Source organism: Gemmatimonadota bacterium, assembly GCA_026702745.1.
Classification (GTDB): Bacteria; JAAXHH01; JAAXHH01; order JAAXHH01; family JAAXHH01; genus JAAXHH01.
The window spans coordinates 1-20,609 of sequence record JAPPBT010000090.1; the positions used below are offsets into that span (position 1 = coordinate 1).

Sequence of the window (20,609 nt, forward strand, 5' to 3'; positions counted from 1 at the left end):
CATCGAGACCCTGGGCGGCGTCTTCACGCGGCTCATCGACCGGAACACGACGATCCCCACGAAGAAGAGCCAGGTCTTCTCTACCGCGGCGGACAATCAGCCGTCGGTGGAGGTGCACGTCCTTCAGGGCGAGCGCGACATGGCCCTCTACAACCGGACCCTGGGCAAGTTCCACCTGGACGGCATCCCGCCGGCGCCCCGGGGCATGCCCCAGATCGAGGTGACCTTCGACATCGACGCGAACGGCATCCTCCACGTCTCGGCCAAGGACATGGGCACGGGCAAGGAGCAGCAGATCCGCATCGAGGCGTCCAGCGGCCTGTCGGAATCCGAGATCGACAAGATGGTCAAGGACGCCGAGGTCCACGCCGACGAGGACTCGAAGAAGAAGGAAGAGGTGGAAGCCCGCAACCAGGCCGACCAGCTCGTGTACTCGACGGAGAAGTCGCTGGAAGAGCACGGGGACAAGCTATCTGAAGAGGACCGCGGCGCCATCGATGCGGCCCTGGCCGAGTTGAAGACGGCCCTGGAGGGAAGCGATCCGGCGGCCATCAAGGCGGCCACCGAGAAGCTGACCCAGGCTTCCCAGAAACTCGCGGAAGTCCTCTACCAGCAAGCCCAGGCCGAGCAGGCCGCCGCCCAGGCTGCCCAGGCGGGCGCGGCCGGTCCCGAGGGTCCGCAGGACGGTCCGCAGGGGCCGCCTCCAGGCGCCCAGCCGGAAGGCGATCCGCAGGCGCAGAAGAAGAAGAAAGACGGCGCCATCGACGCGGATTACGAGGTGGTGAACTAAAGGGAGGGGAGGGCGCGGCAGGCGGCCTTATACGAATGGAGCGGAGCCGCTGATATCTGCGTCGCTTTCTGAACTTAAATCAAAAACGCGGGGCTCGAGGTGAGTTCCGCGTTTTTTATGTTCGATCAAGTGGTGTGCACGAACAAATGGTGCGCACGAATGTCGGCAGCACACTACCGCACCGGCGTTTCAGAATCCCGGCAGTCAATCACTCTCCTATGCGATACGATACGCCTAAATTCGCATACCGCCAAAGGTCCTGGCTCAAGCCGAATGACGCGATCAGGGCCAGTCTCGGCGAGACAGAGTATCCAGCGCCTACTGAGAAGACTGGATGTGGCGTGAGCGACTCCACCTCAGTGTCCTGGTCCAGATCGCCCCGCTTGATCTCCACGCCCACAAGTCCCTCGACATAGAACGGACGTTGCTCTCCGTAGTACAGCCTGGCGCCCGCAGCGACCGGTATACCCTGGTACACCGAGTCGATTGGAATCAATGCACTGCCCACCTCGACGTCACCCACCTTGCTGCCATAGTGATTGAATCCAACCTTGCCGACCAGACTGAGCATGTCGGTATTCTGAAGCGGATAGACAACCGCCACAAGACCGCCGAATCCCTTTCCGTCCGCAAGCACGCTCAGATCTTCCAGGGCGAAAGACGCATGTCCCTGGATTTCAAGTGAAACCTGGGCTTGAACTTTGCCGGCCGTCAGTAAGGGTATCGCCAGCATACATGTAATCGCCAGCAGGAAGAATAAACGTCGCATGGTGGTTTCCTTTATTTGATTACGTTACTCCCCTTCGAGACCACTTGAGGCTCCTTCAAGCATTTCCAGGTCCGCCAGGTCCCTCTGCCTCCCCGTTGCCCGCTTGTTCTTGATGAGTTGGTCTTATCGAGCTTGTCGCGTCTGATGTCGAGGACTTTGACGGTATACTTCGAATTTCAACAACTCCACTTGAGGATCGCCTGACGATCCGAGCAACGTGTTGTATGGGGTCGTCGAGTTTGTCTCCATATACTTGACGACGCAGACGTTGAACTTCAGCGAGGCGTTCTTCAGGCGTCCTGCTCAGCCAGTAGGCTCGATCTTTCCTCGCAGTGGATTCGTCGCTAATGGGAGGTTTATTAGAAGTCTTTTTTGCCATGAGACACTTCCGCCATACCGTTTGGGTTTGTTCAAGTTAGCCCATAAGTCATGAAGTGTCAACTTGATAGGGAACTTGGTCTGCACGACCCGGCGGACAGCATCATGGACTGGCAAGAGGTCAGGAACACGTTACTCGATACCGGTTGACTATGTCTTGCCCGCCATGTAAAATCTCCCCGGAATCCAGCCCGGGAGGAACCATGGCACAAGGCAGCACCTCAGATCCCCTTTCCATCACACTCGGCGTCGAGGAGGAGTTCTTCCTGGTCGACCCGGATACGCGCGACCTGCTGCCCGACCCCGATCCACGGATCTTCGAGGAATGTGAGAAGAACCGCGGGGAACACAAGGTCGTGGCCGAGTTCCTCCGGTCCCAGATCGAGACCACCACCCGGGTATGCACGTCCGTGGCGGACGTCCACGCGGCCCTCATCGAGACCCGCCGCCTCGTCATCGACGCGGCCGCGCAGCACGGCGCCGCGGTGCTGGCCGCCTCCACCCATCCCTTCGCGGCCTGGCACAACCAGGTCGTCACGGCGGGGCGTCGCTACGAACAGTTCGCCATGACCTACCAGCAGGCCGTACGGGAACTGCTCGTGGGCGGGATGCACATCCACGCGGGTTTCGGCGACGGCGGCAGCCGCGTCCGGGTGATGACGGCCATGCGCCGCTACCTGCCCCTGCTTCACGCGCTCTCGGCATCCTCGCCCTTCAGCAGCGGGCGGGAGACCGGGTTCAAATCCTATCGCCTGACCCTCTTCGGCAGCATGCCGCGCACGGGACTGCCCGGGCCGCTGCACTCCTGGGAGGAATTCGAGAAACTGGTCGAAGACTACCAGCGGATGGAGTTCATCAAGGACAGCAGCGAGCTCTGGTGGGACATCCGGCCTTCCCGGGCCTTCCCTACCCTGGAACTGCGCATCTGCGACGTCTGCCAGACCGTGGACGACGCCATGAGCGTCGTGGCGCTCTACACCTGTCTCGTGCGGCACCTGATGCGTCTCGACCTGGAAGGCCGCCTTCCGCCGGAACCGCCGACGGAGCTGATCAAGGAGAACTGCTGGCTCGCCCAGCGGTACGGCGTGGTCGCGTTCCTGGGGGATACGGAGGGTTCGGGCCGGCTCGATATCGACGAGTACGCCGAAGCCCTGGTCGAAACCCTGTCCGAAGACGCGCGAGCCATGGAGTGCGAGGATCAGCTGCGCCACATTCTCGACCTCATCCGGTACGGCACCGGGTCGGATCGCCAGATCGACCACTACCGGTTGCGCCGCCTCGAAGGGGACACTGAAGAGGAAGCCCTGCGGGCCGTGGTGGATCTCGTGGTCGAGGAAACCGGAAGCGGCCTGGATGCGCCGACCGCGGCGTAACGATGGGACTACTGCGTAATTCGAGACCGAACCGGAGCACGCCGCTTCAACCAGAGCGCACTACTTCAATCTGAGCGCACTTTTACATCCGGAACGCACTTCCTCAACCGGAGTGCAACTCTGCAACCGGGAATCCTCTTCCCGAATTAAAAGGAGACTGAATCATGATACACAGAATCGGGGTATTGACCCTGTGCCTGGTCGTCGCGGCCGTCTCCGGACGGGCAACGGCACAGGCAACTACATCGACCTCCACACAGACCTCCACTTCCGCATCCATACAGGCCCTGTCGCAGAACGGCTGGTACCTGCGGACCAATCTGGGTTTCGCGGTGGCCCCAGGCCTGACTGTCAGTGCGAGGGACAATGACTGGGGGACCCGTTGCGACAAGCTGTCCAATCCGGGGCTCGCCGAAACGCGCCCGGATGAATGCGTGAGCGCGCCGCCGCCCGCGGAATGGACGCACGAAGTCGGAGCAGGCGATGGCGTGCAGAGCGTGCTGGCCCTGGGATATACCTGGAACAGCCTGCGGTTCGAGGGTGAATATCTCTACCGGACCACGACCTACACACGCGGCGAGGGCGAAAGCCAGGTCCTGGACGCCGTGACCCAGGAGAAGCAGCAGCAGGAAATCGAAATCATCGACGGCGGGTTGGAAGATCTGCTATCGCACAGTGTTTTTGCCAACGTGTATTACGAGTTCAAGAGCAACTCGCCTTACACGCCCTACATCGGGGTCGGCGTTGGGATTTCCAGCACTTCGCTCGACTACTACGGAAGATTCAAGCGCAATGACGACCCGGCCGCGATCTCGACCTTCCTGCATCCGGAACGAAAAGCGCGGCTCGCCGGGACCACGACCATCGGCCGGCACAAGATGAACGATCTCCTGGCCGCCTACCAGGCGGTCGTGGGCGTGGATTACGCCCTCAGCGGTAACCTGGGGATCGGGGCGAAGGTTCGCTGGTCAAAGTTCAGCGAATTTGACGGCGAGGAACTGTGGACGCAGCTCCGGAGCCACGCCTCGTCCGTGGGCCGTGGATTCGACGTCATGTACGGCATTTCGACCGACGAGCTTTCGATGGTCGGCGTCAGTCTGAACATGATGTACAGTTTCTGATGTGTGCGGAGCATGGCGAACAGCTACTTCAAAGGCCACGGCCTCGGCAATGAATACATCGTACTGGATCCGGATGAACTGACCTTTGCGTTGACACCCGCGCGCATCGCCAGGATCTGTAGTCGTCAGAAAGGTATTGGAAGCGACGGGGTCCTGACCCCGGAGGATTCCGATTCGGCGGACTTCGGCCTGCGGATCTGGAACCCGGACGGGAGCGAGGCGGAAACCTCGGGTAATGGACTGCGGATTTTCTCCCTCTACCTGCACGCCACGGGCAGGACGCGCAAGAAGTCGTTCACGGTGGAGACACGGGGCGGCACGGTGCGGGTCGAGACGCGACATGATCATCAGGTTGCATCTGTCGGGGCCGGATCAGAGAGCGCTGGGTCGGTGGGCGTGGAAAACCGGGTCGAAGCGACGGGCGCGGAGGATAAAAATGGACCGGTTAACGGCGCGACCGTGCACATGGGCCAGGCAACGTTCAGTCCGGAAGCGCTGCCCTGCACCTTCGAGGCCAAGGAACTGGTCGAGCAGCCGATCAACATCGCCGGTGAAGCACTGATCTTCACAGGAGTGAGCGTCGGTAATCCTCATTGCGTGGTGTTTCCTTTCCAGGATCGGCGGCGGGGGAGAGAAAACCCCAACAGGCAGGAGGTCGATCAGCTTCATCGGCAAGGTGACCGGATCTGTCACCGGGAGGATCTGCTTCGGCTGGGTCCCGCCCTTGAAACTCACGCGATCTTCCCACAAAGAACTAACGTCCAATTGGCCGAACCCACCGGTCCACATTCAATTCGGATCCTCATCTGGGAACGCGGCGTCGGCGAAACACCTTCGTCCGGATCGTCGGCCTGCGCGGCCGCAAGCGCCGCGGTGCGACTTGGCCTGGTCCGGTCGCCCGTGACCGTGGAATCACCTGGCGGGGAACTGCTCGTCGATGTGGACGAGGGGTTCAATCTGACACTGACCGGACCAGTAGATGAGGTGGCCCGTGGAACCATCAGTGCGCCGATGTTGCACAGTATTCTGGACACGGAGGATCAACTACAAACCACTTGACACAAAGGCGTCTGCGCTCTATATTTGGTTGCTGTTGTGACCGCGTTTTTTAGCATTGCGCGGACAACATTTTCCTCGGTAGCTCAATGGCAGAGCGGGTGGCTGTTAACCACTAGGTTGTTGGTTCGAATCCAACCCGAGGAGTTCCTCCTCCAAAAATGCCAGCTGTGTCAATCGAAGATTAGATTCCTCCCAAGGTGAGTAGTTCCCTTCCAGTATGAATTCTACGAATCTGTCCACTGTAGTGTGCCTGTAGCTGTACCAGCAGACCCCGATCACGCCGTGCTGTGCTCATAACGCTGCACGTTAATCTCTCCCGCGCGAGCACGCATTTGTGTAGCGTCGTACCACGCCTGCATCCTCAACAACATGTCCATGTTCACGTCGAAGGCCTTCTCAATGCGAAGGGCCATTTCCGCCGACAGAGCGGCGTTACTATTCAGCAGTGCAGAAAGAGTTGCTCTTCGGACGCCTAGAATCTCAGCAGCCTTCGTTACACTGAGGTCCAATTCCTCGATAATCTCTGAACGAATGAAATCACCCGGATGGGACGGAGTCATTTTAACAGTGATTCCGGTGGCAGTCATCAGTGGTAATCCTCCAGGTTCAATCGGTCGATGTAACCGTCCAATTCTTTAAAAGTTATTCGCCAATTACCTGAAACCGAAACGCTCCACACATCCTGCCTGTCTCCCGTGAGGCGGTGGAGCCGCCAGCCGGGAGGTGCATCTGCCACGAAGCTGTCGATATCCTCGGCCAAGACAAGAACAGTTAAGATTTTACGTACACGGGAAACCAGGTCTGATTTCACAAACCGGGGGTCGTTGTCTACTAGCAACCGACTTAGGCCTTTGTGACGTACCGATCGTATTACCATACCTAAGTGTACGGTAATACCGTTCGCTGTGCAAGTGCTTTCTGAAGACTCGGCCTTCGCGGAGAGGGGCGACAACTTTGCCCTCGGTCGATATTCTGCGACCGGAAGTCGCGTACCTACGGATATTCGCACACCTACCAGGCAAACACCGTTCCCATGAGCTGATCCGGGGCGTCCCGCAAAGTGTCGTAAATCCTTTTGGCTTCCCTGACCGGGACGACATCGCGGATCAGCGGTCCGATCTTGATCAACCCCCTGGCGACCAGGCGGCACATATTGTGTAAATCGTCTCGATCAAAATGACTGTTTTGCCTGATCCGGACCTCACGACCCTGTCCCAGATTGAAGGAATACGTCACTTTGTCCCGGCCGGCGATGAACAGCATCCTGCCTTGCGGACGCAACGCGGAGATCAGTTGGTCTTCCATACCCGGAACGCCGGCAAAATCCATCACGACGTTGAAAGCGGCCTCACCGACTTGCTGCTCCCATTGCTCCCCAGAAACATCCAGCACGACTTCCGCCGCGCCGATCTCTTTCGCGATCGCCAGCCGCCCCCCATCGATGTCGCAGATCGTAGCGCGCGCGCCCATGCCGGCGGCGACCTGCACGGCGACTTGACCGAGGATACCCGCGCCCACGATCAACACGCGTTCGCCCACGACGAGTTCTGCGTTGCGGCAGGTACGCATGGCGACACTGCAGATGCCCAGCAAGGCGGCCTCTGTAAGATCCATCGAATCGGGCAGCCTCACGAGCAGGCCGTCTTCCGGCATCACGGCATACTCGGCGTGGACTGCGCTCATATATAGCACGTCGCCGATCTTCAGTTCGCAGGCGTCCGGCCCGACCTCGATGACTTCCCCCACGTTCTGGTAGCCGTTGCCCCCGGTAGGCAGATCGCTGTCGGCGGGCGCGTAATTACCGCCAGTCAGCTGATTGCGTTCCGTACCGTTCGTCACGCCCGAGTAAATCGTCCTGGTCTTTACTTCGTTGCCCGATGGCCCTTCCGGGTCCGGCCAAACGTGTACGAGGACCTTCTGCCTTGTCTTGTCAGGCAAGCCCTGAAGACTCAGTGCACGCACGGCCCGACTCCTTCCTGGGATCAATTCTGTATATACCGAACTTCGTACACAATTTACCGACTTCGTACGCTATGTACCGCCTTCGAACGCTTACTTAACGGCCCAAAGGCCCGGAACTCGACACTACTGCCACAACATTCAGCGTTACCCGGCCAGGACAACCACTTCAGCATTACCCAGGCCGCGTCAGCAACATCACCCGCTTGATCCGGTCAAGATGAGCGGCCTCGACCTCGGGCCAACGTCCTTCGTGCTCCCCACCCTCGCGCAATGCCTCGCCGGTCCAGCCCGTTGGCGCCAGATCTTCCATGAAGATGATGAGCAGTTCTTTGCGGCTTGCGTCGTCCGGGATATGCACAAGCCGCGCGTAGGCGTAGTCGTCCGGCATGGTATAGCCTTTGTCGGCCGCGAATTTGCGGGCGAGATAGCCGTCGGTACCCGGCCAACCGAGCCGCATAAATTGGTTTGATGTACCGGCCGCGGTGTCGGTATAGAAGCCAAATTCCCCGATCTGCAATCGCAACGGAGAGCCGGAATAGTCGTAGGTGAAGTTGTTGTCGGGCAGGAAGCCTTCGAACTGGATCCAGACAAAGCTTTTCAGGGTTCCATCCGGACGTTCTTCAACGAAGAAGTGCTGCTCGACGTCGGCCGTGCCGTAGAGAATGAACTTATGTCCCCCGATGTACTCGAACTGCTCGTCGAAAGTCATTTGCACCGGCGGATCGTTTTTCGATAAAAGCGTGTTTCCGGAAACGGTTCGGCTCAATCCAGAGAACTCAGGCTCGGTCGTGCGCCGCGCCGGATCGAACCAGAACAAGACGGTGTACGCAAGCACAAGTACTGCCAGTACAGCGCCACCTGCCCACCAAGCCCACTTTCTTCTCATCGGCCGGACCTCTTACCTTTTAATCCACTTCGGACGCCGGCAGTATGCCTGCATCCTCATCCTCACTCCTTTATCACCCTAACCACAGGCACAACCTTCCGCGCCGACACCTCTCGCGCCAGCGAAGCCAGGCCCGTCGGCGCGTCTTCATCGATGCCGAACTGGTTGACCTCCTCATCGGCATTCCCAATCGGCGATGCGATTCCCGTGTCTGCGTCCAGGGTGTAAAGTTTCGCCGTCCACCCGCCGGCCATGTACAACACACCTCGGTGTGACGTCAGCCCGGTCGGCAGGTCTTCACCGACGCCGAAGTCGCCCGCGTCGCCCACGGGCGATGCCGTCCCCGTTGCTGGATTCAGCATGTACAGCCGGGCCGAGTTGTAGCCGACCATGAACAGATCGCCCATGTGAGACGCGAGACCGAAGGGCTGGGTTTCACCAACGCCGAACTCAATCGCGCCACCAACCGGGGTCGCTTCCCCCGTCACCGTATCCAGCGCGTAGAGCCCGGCATTCGCCCCGCCGGCCATGTACAGCCTGCCGTTGTGGGACGCCAGGCCCATGGGCTGGGATTCGCCCACACCGAATTCCTCGGCATCGCCGACCCGCGTGGCCACGCCGGTTTCCGGATCCAGGGTGTACAGTGCCGCGTTCCATCCGCCCGTCATGTACAACACGCCGTTGTGCGCAGTCAGGCCATAGGGCTGGTACTCGTCGACGTCGAACCGCTCGGCTTCACCGACGGGTTTGGCTTCCCCCGTGTTCGGGTTCAGTCTGTACAGTCGGTCGGCGCCTTCGCCCACCATGAGGAGGCCTTCGGCGAATCCGGCTTCGTCGCACCGCGACCCCATCCATTCGTCCAGGCCGTCAACCCAGGCCAGCAAAGCCGGAACGCTCGGTAAGCACAGCCCTTCATTGTCGTGAAAGAAGAACTGGGTGACGTCCGAAAGGGCCGCAAAAGTCTTGGGAATCATCCCGGTTAGCTGGTTTCCATGGAGATACAAGATTTCCAGGTCGTCGAGTTGCCCCAGTTCGGACGGAACGGCCCCGGACAGTTCGTTGCCTTGGAGGTACAACGCTTCGAGATCCTGGAGCCGTCCAAACTCGGATGGAATGGGTCCGGTCAGTTCGTTGTTATGGAGATAAAGAATCTCGAGATTGGGGAGTTGACTCAATTCGACCGGTACCGGGCCGGTCAGCTCATTTCCATAGAGACTCAACAGACGAAGCTTGGGTTGTTCCCCAAGGACCGTCGGGATCTCGCCCGTCAGTTTGTTGGAATTGAGGTAGAGTATCTCGAGATTGTGGAACTGTCCCAGGTCGGCGGGGATCGGTCCGGACAACTGATTCTCATCCAGATCCATGCGTTCCAGGTTTTCCAGTTGGCTCAATTCAACCGGAATCTCTCCTGTAATCTTGTTCCGCCAGAGGTTCAAAAACTCCAGGCTTTCCAGATTACCCAGTTCCGGCGGGATCGGGCCGGTCAGTTTGTTCGTGTCCAGGTGCAGGAACTTCAGCTGAGACAAGTCGCCCAGTTCGGCAGGAATCGATCCATCCAGTTCGTTTTGGTTCAGTTCCAGGTGCTTCAGACTGGAAAGCCGGCCCAGTTCCGGCGGAATCGTACCGGTCAGGTCGTTGCCGCCAATGTCCAACCGTGTCAGGGTGGTCATCTGTCCCAGTTCAGCGGGGATGGACCCGGTAAGGCTGTTGTTCCCCAGGTTCAGTATCTCCAGGTTGGCAAGCAAAGCAAGCTCATCAGGCACGGATCCCGACATCTCATTGGCGCCCAGATCGAGGATCCTCAGTTCGTCGAACCGGGTGAGCTCGGCCGGGATGGCGCCGGATACCTGGTTGCCCGCCAGATCCAGTTCCCTCAGCAGGATGAGATTGACGAGATTCCCGGGCAGCCCGCCCGACAGGTTGTTCGAGCGCAGTTCCAGCCGGATCACCCTTCCGTTGGCGTCGGTCGTGATACCGTGCCACTCGGTCAGGGGTTCTTCACTCAACCAGTTATCGCGCTCATTCCAGTTCGCACCGTCCATCGCGTGGTAGAAATCGATCAGCGTGGTGCGATCGCTGACATCGATGGTTACGGTGACTGTCACGCTGGCCGAAGCTTCACCGGAGGTGGCGGTCACGACAGCGCTGCCGCTTCGCACGGCCGTGACCAGGCCGTCGTCGCTTACCGTCGCCACCGATTCGTCGCTGATCGACCATTTCACTACCGCGTTTTCCACGGCGCGGCCGTTTTCGTCCAGCACCGAGGCCTTCAGACTTGCGGTCTCGTCGGCCCTGGTCAACGTTACAGAAGACGGTTCAACTGTTATCGTTCGCGCAGCCTGGGATACGGTAATCGTGGACTTGCCCTGTTTCTGTCCCGCGGTGGCCGTGATATCGGCCGTACCGTTGCTGAGCGCGGTGACGAGCCCTCCGCTGGTCACGGATGCCACGGACGGATTCCGGCTCGACCAGACCACCGTGTGTCCGGACGATGTCGCGCCGGCCTCGTATTGCACCTGCGCGTCGAGCTGCACGGACTGGCCGATCGCGGTCATCGTTACCGAGTCAGGCGTCACGACGACGTTGGCCGGTCCGGTGGGTCCGGTGGGGCTGTCCTTGCCGCAGGAGACCGCCGCGAAAAGCGCGAGAAAACAGTAGAGATGGAAGACACGGGGGAGATTCATTCGAGCAGCCTTCTTTCTGGTAGTTGTGATTGCCGGCTGTTTCGCGGGCCGTTTCGCGGGCGGTAATACCCTGGCGAGGAAACACGATGCTGATCGACAGAAGTTAGCACGTATTGTTTTAATATCAAACTGTTTTGAAGCTTAAGTTTCAGGGGTGGGTTCATCGACGCTACACGTCCGTTTCAGGCGACGTCTGTGTCGCTACTCGTCCGCCTTCTGCGGCGTCTGCGCCGCCACGTGCGCAGCGAAACCGGACCCCGCCTCCGCGTAGACGTTGTACACGCTCGACGCGCCGGCCTCCTTGAGCACATCGACCTCATCGGGGAATCTCGCCGTGGCGGCGACCCTGCAGTAGGACGAGGAAGCCTTGAGCTGGTCGAGGACGGCAAGGTTGGCGGCCAGGTTCGGCAAAGCCAGCATCACCAGCTCGAGGGTATGGGCGGTCTGGACCCTGTACCAGAAGTCCGCGTCAGTGGGATCACCGAGCAGTACGTGGCGGCCGCTCGACTGCTGCCTCTCCACCTTCACCGGGTCGAGGTCCACGCCGACGACGGTATCGCCGAACAGTTGCCGCATATTGTCATAGGCCGCGGTGCCGACACGGCCCACGCCGATGATGGCGATCGTGGCTCCACCGGTGTCGAGCGGCTGGTCATCGGGAAGACGATCGGTCTTCTGAAGCCGGTCCCACACGGTCCGGTACCGGGCGTAGATCTGGTGGGCGGAAACGTTAAGTACCGCCGAGATGGCGCAGGACAACGTCAGGGCCATCGCGATGACGATGAGCCAGAGGCCGTCGATCCATCCATTGGCCACACCGATGACCGCTACGATGAGTCCGAACTCGCTGAAGTTGGTCAGGTTCAGCGTCGCGAGCAGTGAGGTACGGGCGCGCAGTTTGAATGCTGTTAGCAGACCGAAGAACAGCGCCGACTTCAGCAATACAAGCGGCGTGATGGCCGCGGCGATCAGCACCGCATCCAGTGTCAGCGGTCCGGAGAGCCCGATGGACAGAAAGAAGGCAACCAGGAACAGGTCCTTGAACCCGAGCATGGTCTTCGCCATTTCATTAGCTTTTGCGCTGTTGGCGATCAGCGCACCCAGGGCGAGTGCGCCTAAGTCGCCCTTCAGTCCGACCATCTCGAAAACTTCCGCCCCACCCAAGGCGAGGAGCAGCCCGCTCAGTACCAGGAGCTCGCCATGGCCGACTTTCTGCAGGATGTAAAGCAGCAGTGGTCGCGCCGGTATGAGGAGCAGGACCAGCAGCGCCCAGGGGGAAGGCCACATGCCTACCGAGACCGCGATATAGGCCACGGCGGCCAGATCCTGCACGATGAGAATCCCGACCGCGATGCGGCCATGCAGCGCGGCGGTCTCCCCTTTGTCCTCCAGGACCTTCACCACGAAGACCGTGCTGGAAAAACTCAACGCGAAGGCGATCAGCAATGACTGGTAGATGCCAAGGCCGGAGAAGGAGGGAACATTCAGCAGGGCGAGGATGAGAAGGATCGTTCCCAGGACCGGGACGATCGCCGCCATATGCAAGCCGGTGACGGCCCAGACCTGCGGCCGCGCAAAGGTCCGCAGGTTGAGCTTGAGGCCGACGACGAACAGCAACAGGGTAATCCCAAGATCCGCCAGCTTCTGAAGCATTTCCCCGCTGGCAATACCGAACAGGTTGAGGACGAATCCGGCGGCGAGGAATCCGACCAGGGGCGGCAGTCCTGCGGCCCTGGACAGCAGCCCCAGCGCGAACGCCACGGCGATCCAAGCGATGTCGCCCAGCGCGATGGCAATCCACACGAAATCCATCATGCCACCCTCAGTCTCTTCGTCATCACGGTTCGTTGTGCTCGGAGTTCTATCGTTCGGTTGCGTGCGCGTTCGTGTTCGCGCGCGCACGGGCATTCACTCAATAACCCACCACGCTATGCCGGTGTCAACGCAAAACCACGGTCGACCGACCTCCTATTCGGTACGCCCTCACGCGACCATGCCCGACTGTTTCTTCTCCCACGCGGCCGGATGTCCACTTGACGCCGCTTACGTCTCCTGTTTCCTTGCCGGTACATGGTCGATCGTCACCGCTATCTGGTGTCGTCGTGGTGATACCGCGCTACGCGATGAGCGAATTCTGCGAAAAGCCGAATGACGCGGATTGGAGTGAACACAATGGCAGGAAAGTCTTCCAGGAAATCGACAAATGCCGGCAAGAGAGGCGCTGGCTCGAAAGGGGTAGCGAAGGCCGGCGCAAAAAGGGCCGTCGCAAAAGAGGCAGACGCGAAACCGGTCCTCCTCTCCGGCGGCAACCCGCAGATCGCGAAGGCCGACGGCGACGCCCCGGTGCAGGCTTACATCGCGGCCATACCGGGATGGAAAAGCGACTTGGGACGCCGCCTCGACGAACTCATCGTCCGCACCGTGCCCGGCGTGCGCAAGGCCGTGAGGTGGAACTCGCCCTTCTACGGCATCGAGGACCAGGGGTGGTTCCTGAGTTACCACGTATTCACGCGCTACGTGAAGGTGACGTTCTTCCAGGGCGCGGCGCTGAGACCCGTTCCGGCCGGATCGGGCAAGGACAAGGACTCACGCTGGATCGACATCTACGAGGGTGAATTCGACGAGGAGCAGATGGCGAACTGGATCCGGCAGGCGGCCGACATGCCCGGTTGGCGCGGGTTCTGAAGGCCGGCTGATCGCGTATCTGGACGGAGGGTCCATGACCGAATCCCAGCCAAAGCATTCATCGCAGCCGGAAACCGTCCTCATTACCGGAGCCACGGGGTACATCGGGAGCCGGTTGCTTCGGCGTCTGGTAAACGGATCACACCGGGTGCGATGCCTCGTACGGCGCCCGGATGCGTTCTCATCGACGGCGTCATGCAATGTCGATGTAGCAGGCGGCGACCTGCTGCGACCGGTAACACTGCCGGATGCCCTTCTAGGCGTATCGACGGCCTACTACCTGGTCCATTCCATGGCGTCCGGCGGCGACTTCGCACTGGATGATCGAAAGGCCGCGTCAAACTTTGCGGCGGCGGCACTTGCGGCCGGGGTAGGGCGTATCATTTACCTTGGCGGCCTGGGTACTGGACGGCCACTGTCCGGCCACCTGGAAAGCAGGCGGGAAGTCGGGGAAATCCTTCGAAACTCCGGTGTGCCGACGATCGAATTCAGGGCATCCATCATCATCGGCTCCGGCAGTCTTTCATTTGAATTGATCCGCGCCCTTGTAGAGAAACTCCCGGTGATGTTGACACCGAAATGGGTTCATACCCAGTGTCAGCCCATTGCCATCGATGACGTACTCGACTACCTGGTCGGCGCACTCCACGTTTCCGGCGCGGTCTTCAACCGCTGCCAGGTTTTCGAAATCGGTGGACCGGACCGCGCCTCCTACCGGGTTCTCATGGCGGAATACGCCCGGCAACGCGGATTGAAGCGCATGCTGATCTCCGTGCCCGTCCTTTCACCCCGCCTCTCCAGCCTGTGGCTCGGCCTGTTCACACCCGTCTATGCGCGGATCGGACGAAAACTCGTCGAAAGCCTTCGAAATGAAACGGTCGTCGTCGACGAGTCCGCCTTGGAAGCTTTTCCTATACGGCCCAGGGGCATGGCCGATGCAGTACGAAGGGCGTTGGATAACGAGGGTCGGGAGTTCGTATCGACACCCAGACTATCTTCGAGGACGCAAAACGAATTGGAGAACGAGTGAAGGGACGGAATGAATCGACGGTGGATCCTATGGCCAGGGCGCCATAGGGCAGGGACAAGGTTTTTCAGTCAACATCCGGACCTGTTCATCCAGGCTGTCAATCAATACATCCTGCTCGTTCAGACCATCGGCAAGCGAACAATCCAGCGGTGTATTGTGCCGGTAGCCACGCCGATGCATCTCCTCGACTAAAGCTTCGTGCCGGTCGTACAACGCCGCGAGCCGTCCAACCCAACGTTTCGTCTCTGGATGCTCCCGGTATCCCTTTTTACCCAATGTGAGAACATTCCATAGCCCATGCAACTCCCGGTGCTCACCGAGGAGATGCTGTCGGCACAGGATTTCGGGTGGAAGGTCCCAGATGCGCATGGCCTCAGTCTCCGGATACAAAGGGTCGACTTTCTTCTGAAACCTACACCGATTTCGATACCCAATGCAAGCTTTCCACTATCATACCAGGAGGACTGAGTCTTGAAATCCAAAATCGTGATTACACTGGATGAGAAAATCGTCAAGCAACTCGACTATCTAATCATGCAGCAGGCATATAAGAACAGAAGCCAGGCGATTGAGGAAGCCGTGTCGGAGAAGCTGGACCGTCTCAAGCGGGGACGGTTGGCTCGGGAATGTGCGAAACTGGATCCTGTCGAGGAACAGGAACTGGCAGAAGAGGGATACGTGGAGGATGCAAATAACCGGTCGGGATACGATATTGAGTAAATTCACTCAATAGCGTTATTTCCGTTAAATCAGGATGGAATACTCACCGCTCATTCATCTCTTCTCTAGTAAATTCCCGCCCACCTGTGCGTATACTGCGCTGTGCCTCTCGTATGGTTCTCATGGCTTTGGTAAATCGTTGTCCCCGTTGAACATAACTCTCCATCCATAACCGGAACTGCTCGTTCAACGTCGTGTTTTCCGATGACGCCCTCCGCCGCGCGGCTTCAATCAGGTGCTCATCCGCACTGAATGTAATGTTCTTCATGTTCGCCTCCCTCTCACCCTTGCCACCACCTACCGGCAGAAGCAGGAAGTTTCAATGGGGACGTCGGCGCGGGCCCTGGCGAACGCCAGCCGCTGTCGCAGGAGTCGGAGCTCGTTGGCGTTTCCCGCGTGCTCGACGCATTCCACCAGCCCCTGGAGCGCCCACACGTTGTCGGGATGCTGGCAGCAGCGTGGCAGGCCTCCGTCAAAGCCGAGGTCGGCGCGATACACGGCTTCGGCTTCATCGAACTCGCCCTGTTCGGCGAGCAGCGCGCCGAGGGCGTGGCGCGGGGGATGCATCCAGGCCCAGGGTTCGGTGTAGTTGAGCGCGTCGTCCCGCGAGACGGCGAGGCGCAGGCTGTCGAACGCCCGGTCGTAGTTCCCCTTGCGGTATTCGAGCTCGCCGTCGAGCATGGCCTCCCCGATGCGGAGCATGTCGCGCACCGTGTTGCTGAGGAAGATCGCGTCCTCGGGGATCGCAGCCGCGGCCCCGTCGAACGTTTCACGGGCAGCTTCGGCTTCTTCGATCTGACCGAGGGCCGCGTGCGCCACGCCTTGTCCGTAGGCGTGCATGGCGGTTTCGATCGGTCGCAGTGTGCGCTCATCAAGTTCCGGTGATGCGATCAGTTCGTGCCAGCGGCCGAAGCGAACCAGGACATGCGTGGTCATGGCGGAATAACCATCGAGGATGGAGGCCATGAAGGGCGCGCTTCGGGCGATCAATTCGGGCGTGGCCATCGCGCGGATCCGGCCGGCGGCATGGGTGGCCGTGCCGTACTGCCCCAGAAACATGGCCACGTACATGTAGAGATGGAGATCGTGACACCGCATGGTGGTGTAGAAGTTCTGATCACCGGCATAGGCGAGGTACTTGTCGTCGGCGGCGACCGCACGTTCGCTCTGGACCACTGACTGCGCCCAGTCGCCGCAAAGGACGTAGATGTGCGCCGACATGTGCTCCAGGTGGCCGGCGTCCGGCAGCAGCCCGCGCAACAGGTCGGCCGCGTTGAGCCCTTGCTCCGGCATGGGCGACATTTCCAGCATATGGATGTACAGGTGGCAGATCCCCGGATGGATGGGCCCGTCACGCGCGATCCGCTCCATCCAGGATTCCATCACCGGCAACACCTCGGCCGTGTGGCCGCGCGGGTTGGGCTGCCCGGTGCGTAGATCCCAGAGCTGCCGGGGCGTGCAGTTCAGCGCCGCGTCGAAATAGAAGGCGGCGATGTCGGGATCATCCTCATGCGCCATGCGGGCGTCGCGCATCGCGTCGGCGAAATCCCGGTGCCAGGCGTCCAGCACCCCGGTGTCGCGCTCGTCGCCATTCCGGTACCGCTTCGCCAGCGCGTTGATTAAAGCCTGCTCGGACGGTGTCCCATCGCATGCGAGCGAGACCGCGGTCGTCACCGCATCGTGGCAGACCGGCAGGACCTGGGCGATCTCGGCTTCGGTGAATCGGATCCAGGCCCGGTTGTAGTGGGGCCCGTTCGCATAGGCGATCCCCCACCAGGCCATCGCGCAGGTGGGATCCGCCTCGGCCGCGCGCCTGAAGCAGTCCACCGCTTCTTCGTGATTGAAGCCGTAGGTCCAGTTCAACCCGCGGTCGAACCAGCACTGGGCGGCATCCGAATCCGTCGTGATTTTGCGGGACCAGGTTCCGAGATTGAAAGGATAGCTCATGGTGGGTTGCTCAAGGTTGATTGGCGGACGGGTTACGTGGCATTCGGTCGCCGGCGTTACCCGGGTTCCAGGTAACCCGCGGCCTCGGCGGCCCGCGCCCATTCCAAAGTACGAAGAAACGCCCCGCGTGTCACTAGCTCAAACCCATCGATCAGAAGCGATGACCGGAAAGGGGCGAACCAGGGCCGCGTATGGGCTGTCGCAAAGGCCTCGCGAAGACGATCGACCGTGTGCGAGGGCATCGCCGGGACGGTAACGAATGCCGGCATCGGCACGGTCTCGGTCGATTCGAGTATGCGGACTTTCTCTGTAAGCCCAGGCAGGTACTTCCTGACCAACATGTGCCAATAGGCGTCCAGCGGTCCGACGTCGATGTGCCCGTCCACCACGCTGTCGAGGATCCGCCGTGCCGTGACGAGATGGCCGACGGAGCGGCGGTAGAGGCGCGGGCGATCCTCGCTGCGATAGGACAGCAAATGATAGCGCAGCGCATTGAAGCCCGACTGCGAGTGAGCGACCGTCCATCCCACGGTCCCGCCAAAGGTGTCGGACAGCGTGCGAAAAGGCGCATCGTCGCGCACGATCAGGTCGGTCCGGGAGAGCGCTTTGCCGCCGGCCCAGGACGCGGCGGGGATGGGCGAGGCCAGGGGCACGACGTCGGCAAGGTCGAGCGCGATCGGGTATCCGCACATCTGCACGCACCCGAGGTCGTCGCGGCGCCAGAGGTCCTCAAGCGGCTGTGGTGCCGGGTAGGCGACGTAATCGAACGCCGTGCCGGCATCCTCGGCGACGTGGGCGATGAGTCCCTTCCACGCCGTCTCGGCCTCGGGGCTCACGGCGTACATGCGGGCATTGGATACGAATGGCATGGGTATTGTCGAGACCCCCTTGCCCTATATTGAAACTGAATGACGCGTCGGCGGCAAGTCTCATCCGTGACGACGACTTTTTGTGGATATGTTAGTTTAAATGTTGAAGTAAGAGAAGTCGTCGTTTAAACTCCATATTCAACAGGTAATAATCTCACGAACGACCGGGCCATTCCGTGCCGCGCAGACGGAACACCTTCCATCCGTCCGACGCCTGCCGGTAGCCGTTCATTAACTTTCGCCGGCTCGAGACCGAATGTCGATGACCTTCGACAAAATGACTTCCAACAAGAAAAAGGAAACGCTCAGCCGCCGGAACTTTCTCGTCCGGGGAAGCGGCGTCCTGGTCCCACTGATTCTGGGCACCGGCTGCTCGAGCAACGTCACGGGTCCGGACGAAAGTGAACCGACCGAGCCGCCGGCGCCCGAGCCGACGCCACCACCTGAAGACCGGGTCGACGTGATCGTGGTGGGCGCCGGCCTTTCCGGACTGGTCGCCGCATATGAGCTGGTCCGGGCGGGGCACGATGTCCGGGTCCTGGAAGCATCAAACGTAATCGGCGGCCGGGCACAGACGCTTCGCGAACCCTTCGATGACGGACTTATCGCCGAAACCGGCCCGGCCCGCATCCCGCCCTCGCATGATCTGACGCTCGGCTACATAGACCACTTCGGCATTGAGACGTCGCCCTTCTATACGCAGGAGGACGAGTACCTCGTCGTTAACGATCAGGGGGTCCGCCAGCGGCAGACACCGGCAGCGTTCCTCAGTGGGGGGCGGGAAGCGTGGCTCAAGATTCCGGCGGGGATCGATGCCTTGCCGATGGCCTTCGCCGAAGCGCTCGGAGACCGCGTGCGGACCGGCTTGCCGGTGACGAAAGTGGTCCGGGATGAGAACGGGGTGGCGGCTACCTACGGCCCCGCCGCAAAGGAACTGCGGGGCCGCAAACTCATCTGCACGGTCCCCCTCCCCGTCATCGACAAGATCGAGTTCGATCCCGTCCTCTCGGCATCGAAGCAGTCGGCCTTCGAAGCCACATCCTACCAGGACGTCACGCGGGTTTACGTCCAGTATGCGCAGCGTGTCTGGGAGGACGACGGCTTGAACGGCTGGGGGTTGACGTTCGCGGAGGGGTACTCGGAGTTCTGGCATCCCACCTGGAACCAGGAGGGGCCTCGGGGTATTCTGATGTCCTACATGTTCGGAGAACTGGCACGCCGGATCGCGGCGACCTCTCCCGGCGCCATCGTGCCCGGTTTCATCGGTCGGTTCAATAACCTGTTCCCGGGAACACGCGAAGTCGCGGAACACGGAACCCACTTCGCATGGGAGCATCAGCCCTGGATCGGGGCGGCCTTCGCCAGTTACAATCCTCCGTTCTCCGAGCATCCTGAACTGGCATCGCCCGAGGGTCCCATTCACTTCGCCGGCGAGCACGCCTCGGGACATCGGGGGTGGATGCAGGGCGCCCTCGAGTCGGGCCTGCGGGCCGCCAGGGAGATTGATACGTCGGTTACCGAGGAGCGCTCCCGCGCGACCGTGGTCATCTCGCGGCGGCAGATGGTGCGCCGAATTGCGGGCATCCCGAACATGCCGGGGTGGCTGGTGCCCTGAGCCGTTTGGACCTTGACGCTCCTCCCCTATCCGCCTACCTTCCTCCCCATAATCGAATAGCCAAAACCCCACGTAATCGTCCCCGGAGGCACGCATGTTCACCCCGGATCAAATCGATCATTACAACCGCGAGGGATACGTCGTCTACCCGGATTTCATTTCCGGGGACAATCTCGCGGCCCTGAAATCAGAAATAGACCGGGTATCGGAAGGGAACACGAAGGCGGATCACGACGCCGCGCGCATGGAAATGGAACCGGACCAGGAACCGGACGGCACGCTGGTGCGGCGCATCTACGAACCGTGCACTTTCTATCAGCCCTTCCGCGATTTCTCGGAGTCGACCGCTCTGCTGGACTGCGTCGAGCAACTCTTCGGTCCGAACCTGCTCTTCCACTACAGCAAGATCAACATGAAGCCGCAGAACATCGGATCCATCGTGGAGTGGCACCAGGACCTGTCCTACTACCCCCTGACCAACCGGGATTCGGTGTCCATCCTCTTCTACCTCGACGACACCTCCGAGGAGAACGGTTGCCTGAAGGTCATTCCCCGGCGCCACACGGAAGCGCTGATGAGCCACAGCACCGAGGGATTCTTCCGGGGCAAGGTCACGGAGGACGTGGACGATTCCGATGCCGTGCTGCTGGAAGGCACCGGGGGCACGGCGATCTTCATGAGCGCCATGACGCCTCACGCCTCGGCCATCAACTCGTCGGAT

Annotated in this window: 19 protein-coding genes, 1 tRNA gene and 1 pseudogene; 11 read left to right on the forward strand and 10 right to left on the reverse strand. The window is 60.6% G+C overall.

The genetic code is table 11. The features are described 5' to 3' along the window. On the forward strand, positions 1-790 hold a 790-nt coding region (locus OXH56_15180), incomplete at its 5' end, for an Hsp70 family protein (protein MCY3556656.1). Between the two features lie 208 nt (positions 791-998). Here OXH56_15180 and OXH56_15185 read toward each other — a convergent pair. Further along, positions 999-1,559 (reverse strand): hypothetical protein, encoded by a 561-nt coding sequence (locus OXH56_15185; GenBank protein MCY3556657.1) that lies wholly within the window; start codon positions 1,557-1,559, stop codon positions 999-1,001. A 581-nt stretch (positions 1,560-2,140) separates the two neighbouring features. Between OXH56_15185 and OXH56_15190 the strand changes: the two genes are divergently transcribed. The 4 genes from OXH56_15190 (at position 2,141) to OXH56_15205 (ending at position 5,634) form a co-directional block, all read left to right on the forward strand. After that, positions 2,141-3,310: a carboxylate-amine ligase gene (locus OXH56_15190; protein MCY3556658.1), complete on the forward strand. Its 1,170-nt coding sequence runs from the start codon at positions 2,141-2,143 to the stop codon at positions 3,308-3,310. A gap of 164 nt (positions 3,311-3,474) precedes the next feature. Beyond that, entirely contained in the window at positions 3,475-4,431 is a 957-nt protein-coding gene (locus OXH56_15195) for an outer membrane beta-barrel protein (GenBank protein MCY3556659.1), read from the forward strand. A gap of 12 nt (positions 4,432-4,443) precedes the next feature. Further along, positions 4,444-5,490: a diaminopimelate epimerase gene (locus tag OXH56_15200; GenBank protein MCY3556660.1), complete on the forward strand. Its 1,047-nt coding sequence runs from the start codon at positions 4,444-4,446 to the stop codon at positions 5,488-5,490. Positions 5,491-5,562: 72 nt separating this feature from the next. Next, positions 5,563-5,634, forward strand: a tRNA-Asn gene (locus OXH56_15205). 131 nt (positions 5,635-5,765) lie between these two features. Here OXH56_15205 and OXH56_15210 read toward each other — a convergent pair. The 6 genes from OXH56_15210 to OXH56_15235 all read right to left on the reverse strand — a co-directional run bounded on the left by OXH56_15210 (position 5,766) and on the right by OXH56_15235 (position 12,837). After that, positions 5,766-6,077: a HigA family addiction module antitoxin gene (locus OXH56_15210; GenBank protein MCY3556661.1), complete on the reverse strand. Its 312-nt coding sequence runs from the start codon at positions 6,075-6,077 to the stop codon at positions 5,766-5,768. Continuing rightward, on the reverse strand, positions 6,077-6,367 hold the full coding sequence (locus OXH56_15215; GenBank protein MCY3556662.1) for a type II toxin-antitoxin system RelE/ParE family toxin: 291 nt from the start codon (positions 6,365-6,367) through the stop codon (positions 6,077-6,079). The genes OXH56_15210 and OXH56_15215 overlap by 1 nt, the downstream gene beginning before the upstream one ends. Positions 6,368-6,501: 134 nt before the next feature. Further along, positions 6,502-7,452: a zinc-binding dehydrogenase gene (locus tag OXH56_15220; GenBank protein ID MCY3556663.1), complete on the reverse strand. Its 951-nt coding sequence runs from the start codon at positions 7,450-7,452 to the stop codon at positions 6,502-6,504. A gap of 172 nt (positions 7,453-7,624) precedes the next feature. Then, positions 7,625-8,338, reverse strand: coding sequence for a hypothetical protein (locus tag OXH56_15225; GenBank protein MCY3556664.1), 714 nt, complete (start codon positions 8,336-8,338; stop codon positions 7,625-7,627). Positions 8,339-8,400: 62 nt separating this feature from the next. After that, positions 8,401-11,022: a leucine-rich repeat domain-containing protein gene (locus OXH56_15230; protein MCY3556665.1), complete on the reverse strand. Its 2,622-nt coding sequence runs from the start codon at positions 11,020-11,022 to the stop codon at positions 8,401-8,403. A 201-nt stretch (positions 11,023-11,223) separates the two neighbouring features. Next, a complete protein-coding gene (locus tag OXH56_15235) occupies positions 11,224-12,837 on the reverse strand; it encodes a cation:proton antiporter (GenBank protein MCY3556666.1) in 1,614 nt (537 codons plus the stop codon). A 357-nt stretch (positions 12,838-13,194) separates the two neighbouring features. Between OXH56_15235 and OXH56_15240 the strand changes: the two genes are divergently transcribed. Further along, positions 13,195-13,707 (forward strand): DUF1801 domain-containing protein, encoded by a 513-nt coding sequence (locus OXH56_15240; protein ID MCY3556667.1) that lies wholly within the window; start codon positions 13,195-13,197, stop codon positions 13,705-13,707. Positions 13,708-13,741: 34 nt separating this feature from the next. Then, on the forward strand, positions 13,742-14,737 hold the full coding sequence (locus OXH56_15245) for an NAD(P)H-binding protein (protein ID MCY3556668.1): 996 nt from the start codon (positions 13,742-13,744) through the stop codon (positions 14,735-14,737). A 27-nt stretch (positions 14,738-14,764) separates the two neighbouring features. Here OXH56_15245 and OXH56_15250 read toward each other — a convergent pair whose 3' ends face one another. After that, the gene (locus OXH56_15250; GenBank protein ID MCY3556669.1) at positions 14,765-15,106 is read right to left on the reverse strand and encodes a pyrimidine dimer DNA glycosylase/endonuclease V; all 342 of its coding nucleotides are present in this window, start codon (positions 15,104-15,106) and stop codon (positions 14,765-14,767) included. A gap of 102 nt (positions 15,107-15,208) precedes the next feature. On the opposite strand from OXH56_15250, the gene OXH56_15255 reads away from it, so the two are divergent. Further along, positions 15,209-15,457, forward strand: coding sequence for a ribbon-helix-helix domain-containing protein (locus tag OXH56_15255; GenBank protein ID MCY3556670.1), 249 nt, complete (start codon positions 15,209-15,211; stop codon positions 15,455-15,457). A 297-nt stretch (positions 15,458-15,754) separates the two neighbouring features. Here the strand turns inward: OXH56_15255 and OXH56_15260 are convergent, their stop codons facing one another. Then, complete coding sequence (locus tag OXH56_15260) at positions 15,755-17,404, reverse strand: hypothetical protein (protein ID MCY3556671.1); 1,650 nt, start codon at positions 17,402-17,404, stop codon at positions 15,755-15,757. Positions 17,405-17,460: 56 nt separating this feature from the next. Further along, a complete protein-coding gene (locus tag OXH56_15265) occupies positions 17,461-18,273 on the reverse strand; it encodes a PhnD/SsuA/transferrin family substrate-binding protein (GenBank protein MCY3556672.1) in 813 nt (270 codons plus the stop codon). 277 nt (positions 18,274-18,550) lie between these two features. Here OXH56_15265 and OXH56_15270 point away from each other — a divergent pair. The 3 genes and pseudogenes from OXH56_15270 to OXH56_15280 all read left to right on the forward strand — a co-directional run. Next, positions 18,551-19,006, forward strand: a pseudogene (locus OXH56_15270) (FAD-dependent oxidoreductase). A gap of 75 nt (positions 19,007-19,081) precedes the next feature. Next, entirely contained in the window at positions 19,082-19,888 is an 807-nt protein-coding gene (locus tag OXH56_15275) for an FAD-dependent oxidoreductase (GenBank protein ID MCY3556673.1), read from the forward strand. A 94-nt stretch (positions 19,889-19,982) separates the two neighbouring features. Beyond that, positions 19,983-20,609: phytanoyl-CoA dioxygenase family protein (locus tag OXH56_15280; protein MCY3556674.1), on the forward strand; the 627-nt coding region annotated here is incomplete at its 3' end.

Coding starts and splice junctions, on each gene's coding strand:
- OXH56_15240 (MCY3556667.1), top strand. CDS start 13,195: ATGGCAGGAAAGTCTTCCAGGAAATCGACAAATGCCGGCAAGAGAGGC.
- OXH56_15210 (MCY3556661.1), bottom strand. CDS start 6,077: ATGACTGCCACCGGAATCACTGTTAAAATGACTCCGTCCCATCCGGGT.
- OXH56_15195 (MCY3556659.1), top strand. CDS start 3,475: ATGATACACAGAATCGGGGTATTGACCCTGTGCCTGGTCGTCGCGGCC.
- OXH56_15230 (MCY3556665.1), bottom strand. CDS start 11,022: ATGAATCTCCCCCGTGTCTTCCATCTCTACTGTTTTCTCGCGCTTTTC.
- OXH56_15215 (MCY3556662.1), bottom strand. CDS start 6,367: ATGGTAATACGATCGGTACGTCACAAAGGCCTAAGTCGGTTGCTAGTA.
- OXH56_15190 (MCY3556658.1), top strand. CDS start 2,141: ATGGCACAAGGCAGCACCTCAGATCCCCTTTCCATCACACTCGGCGTC.
- OXH56_15200 (MCY3556660.1), top strand. CDS start 4,444: ATGGCGAACAGCTACTTCAAAGGCCACGGCCTCGGCAATGAATACATC.
- OXH56_15260 (MCY3556671.1), bottom strand. CDS start 17,404: ATGAGCTATCCTTTCAATCTCGGAACCTGGTCCCGCAAAATCACGACG.
- OXH56_15245 (MCY3556668.1), top strand. CDS start 13,742: ATGACCGAATCCCAGCCAAAGCATTCATCGCAGCCGGAAACCGTCCTC.
- OXH56_15235 (MCY3556666.1), bottom strand. CDS start 12,837: ATGATGGATTTCGTGTGGATTGCCATCGCGCTGGGCGACATCGCTTGG.
- OXH56_15250 (MCY3556669.1), bottom strand. CDS start 15,106: ATGCGCATCTGGGACCTTCCACCCGAAATCCTGTGCCGACAGCATCTC.
- OXH56_15265 (MCY3556672.1), bottom strand. CDS start 18,273: ATGCCATTCGTATCCAATGCCCGCATGTACGCCGTGAGCCCCGAGGCC.
- OXH56_15225 (MCY3556664.1), bottom strand. CDS start 8,338: ATGAGAAGAAAGTGGGCTTGGTGGGCAGGTGGCGCTGTACTGGCAGTA.
- OXH56_15185 (MCY3556657.1), bottom strand. CDS start 1,559: ATGCGACGTTTATTCTTCCTGCTGGCGATTACATGTATGCTGGCGATA.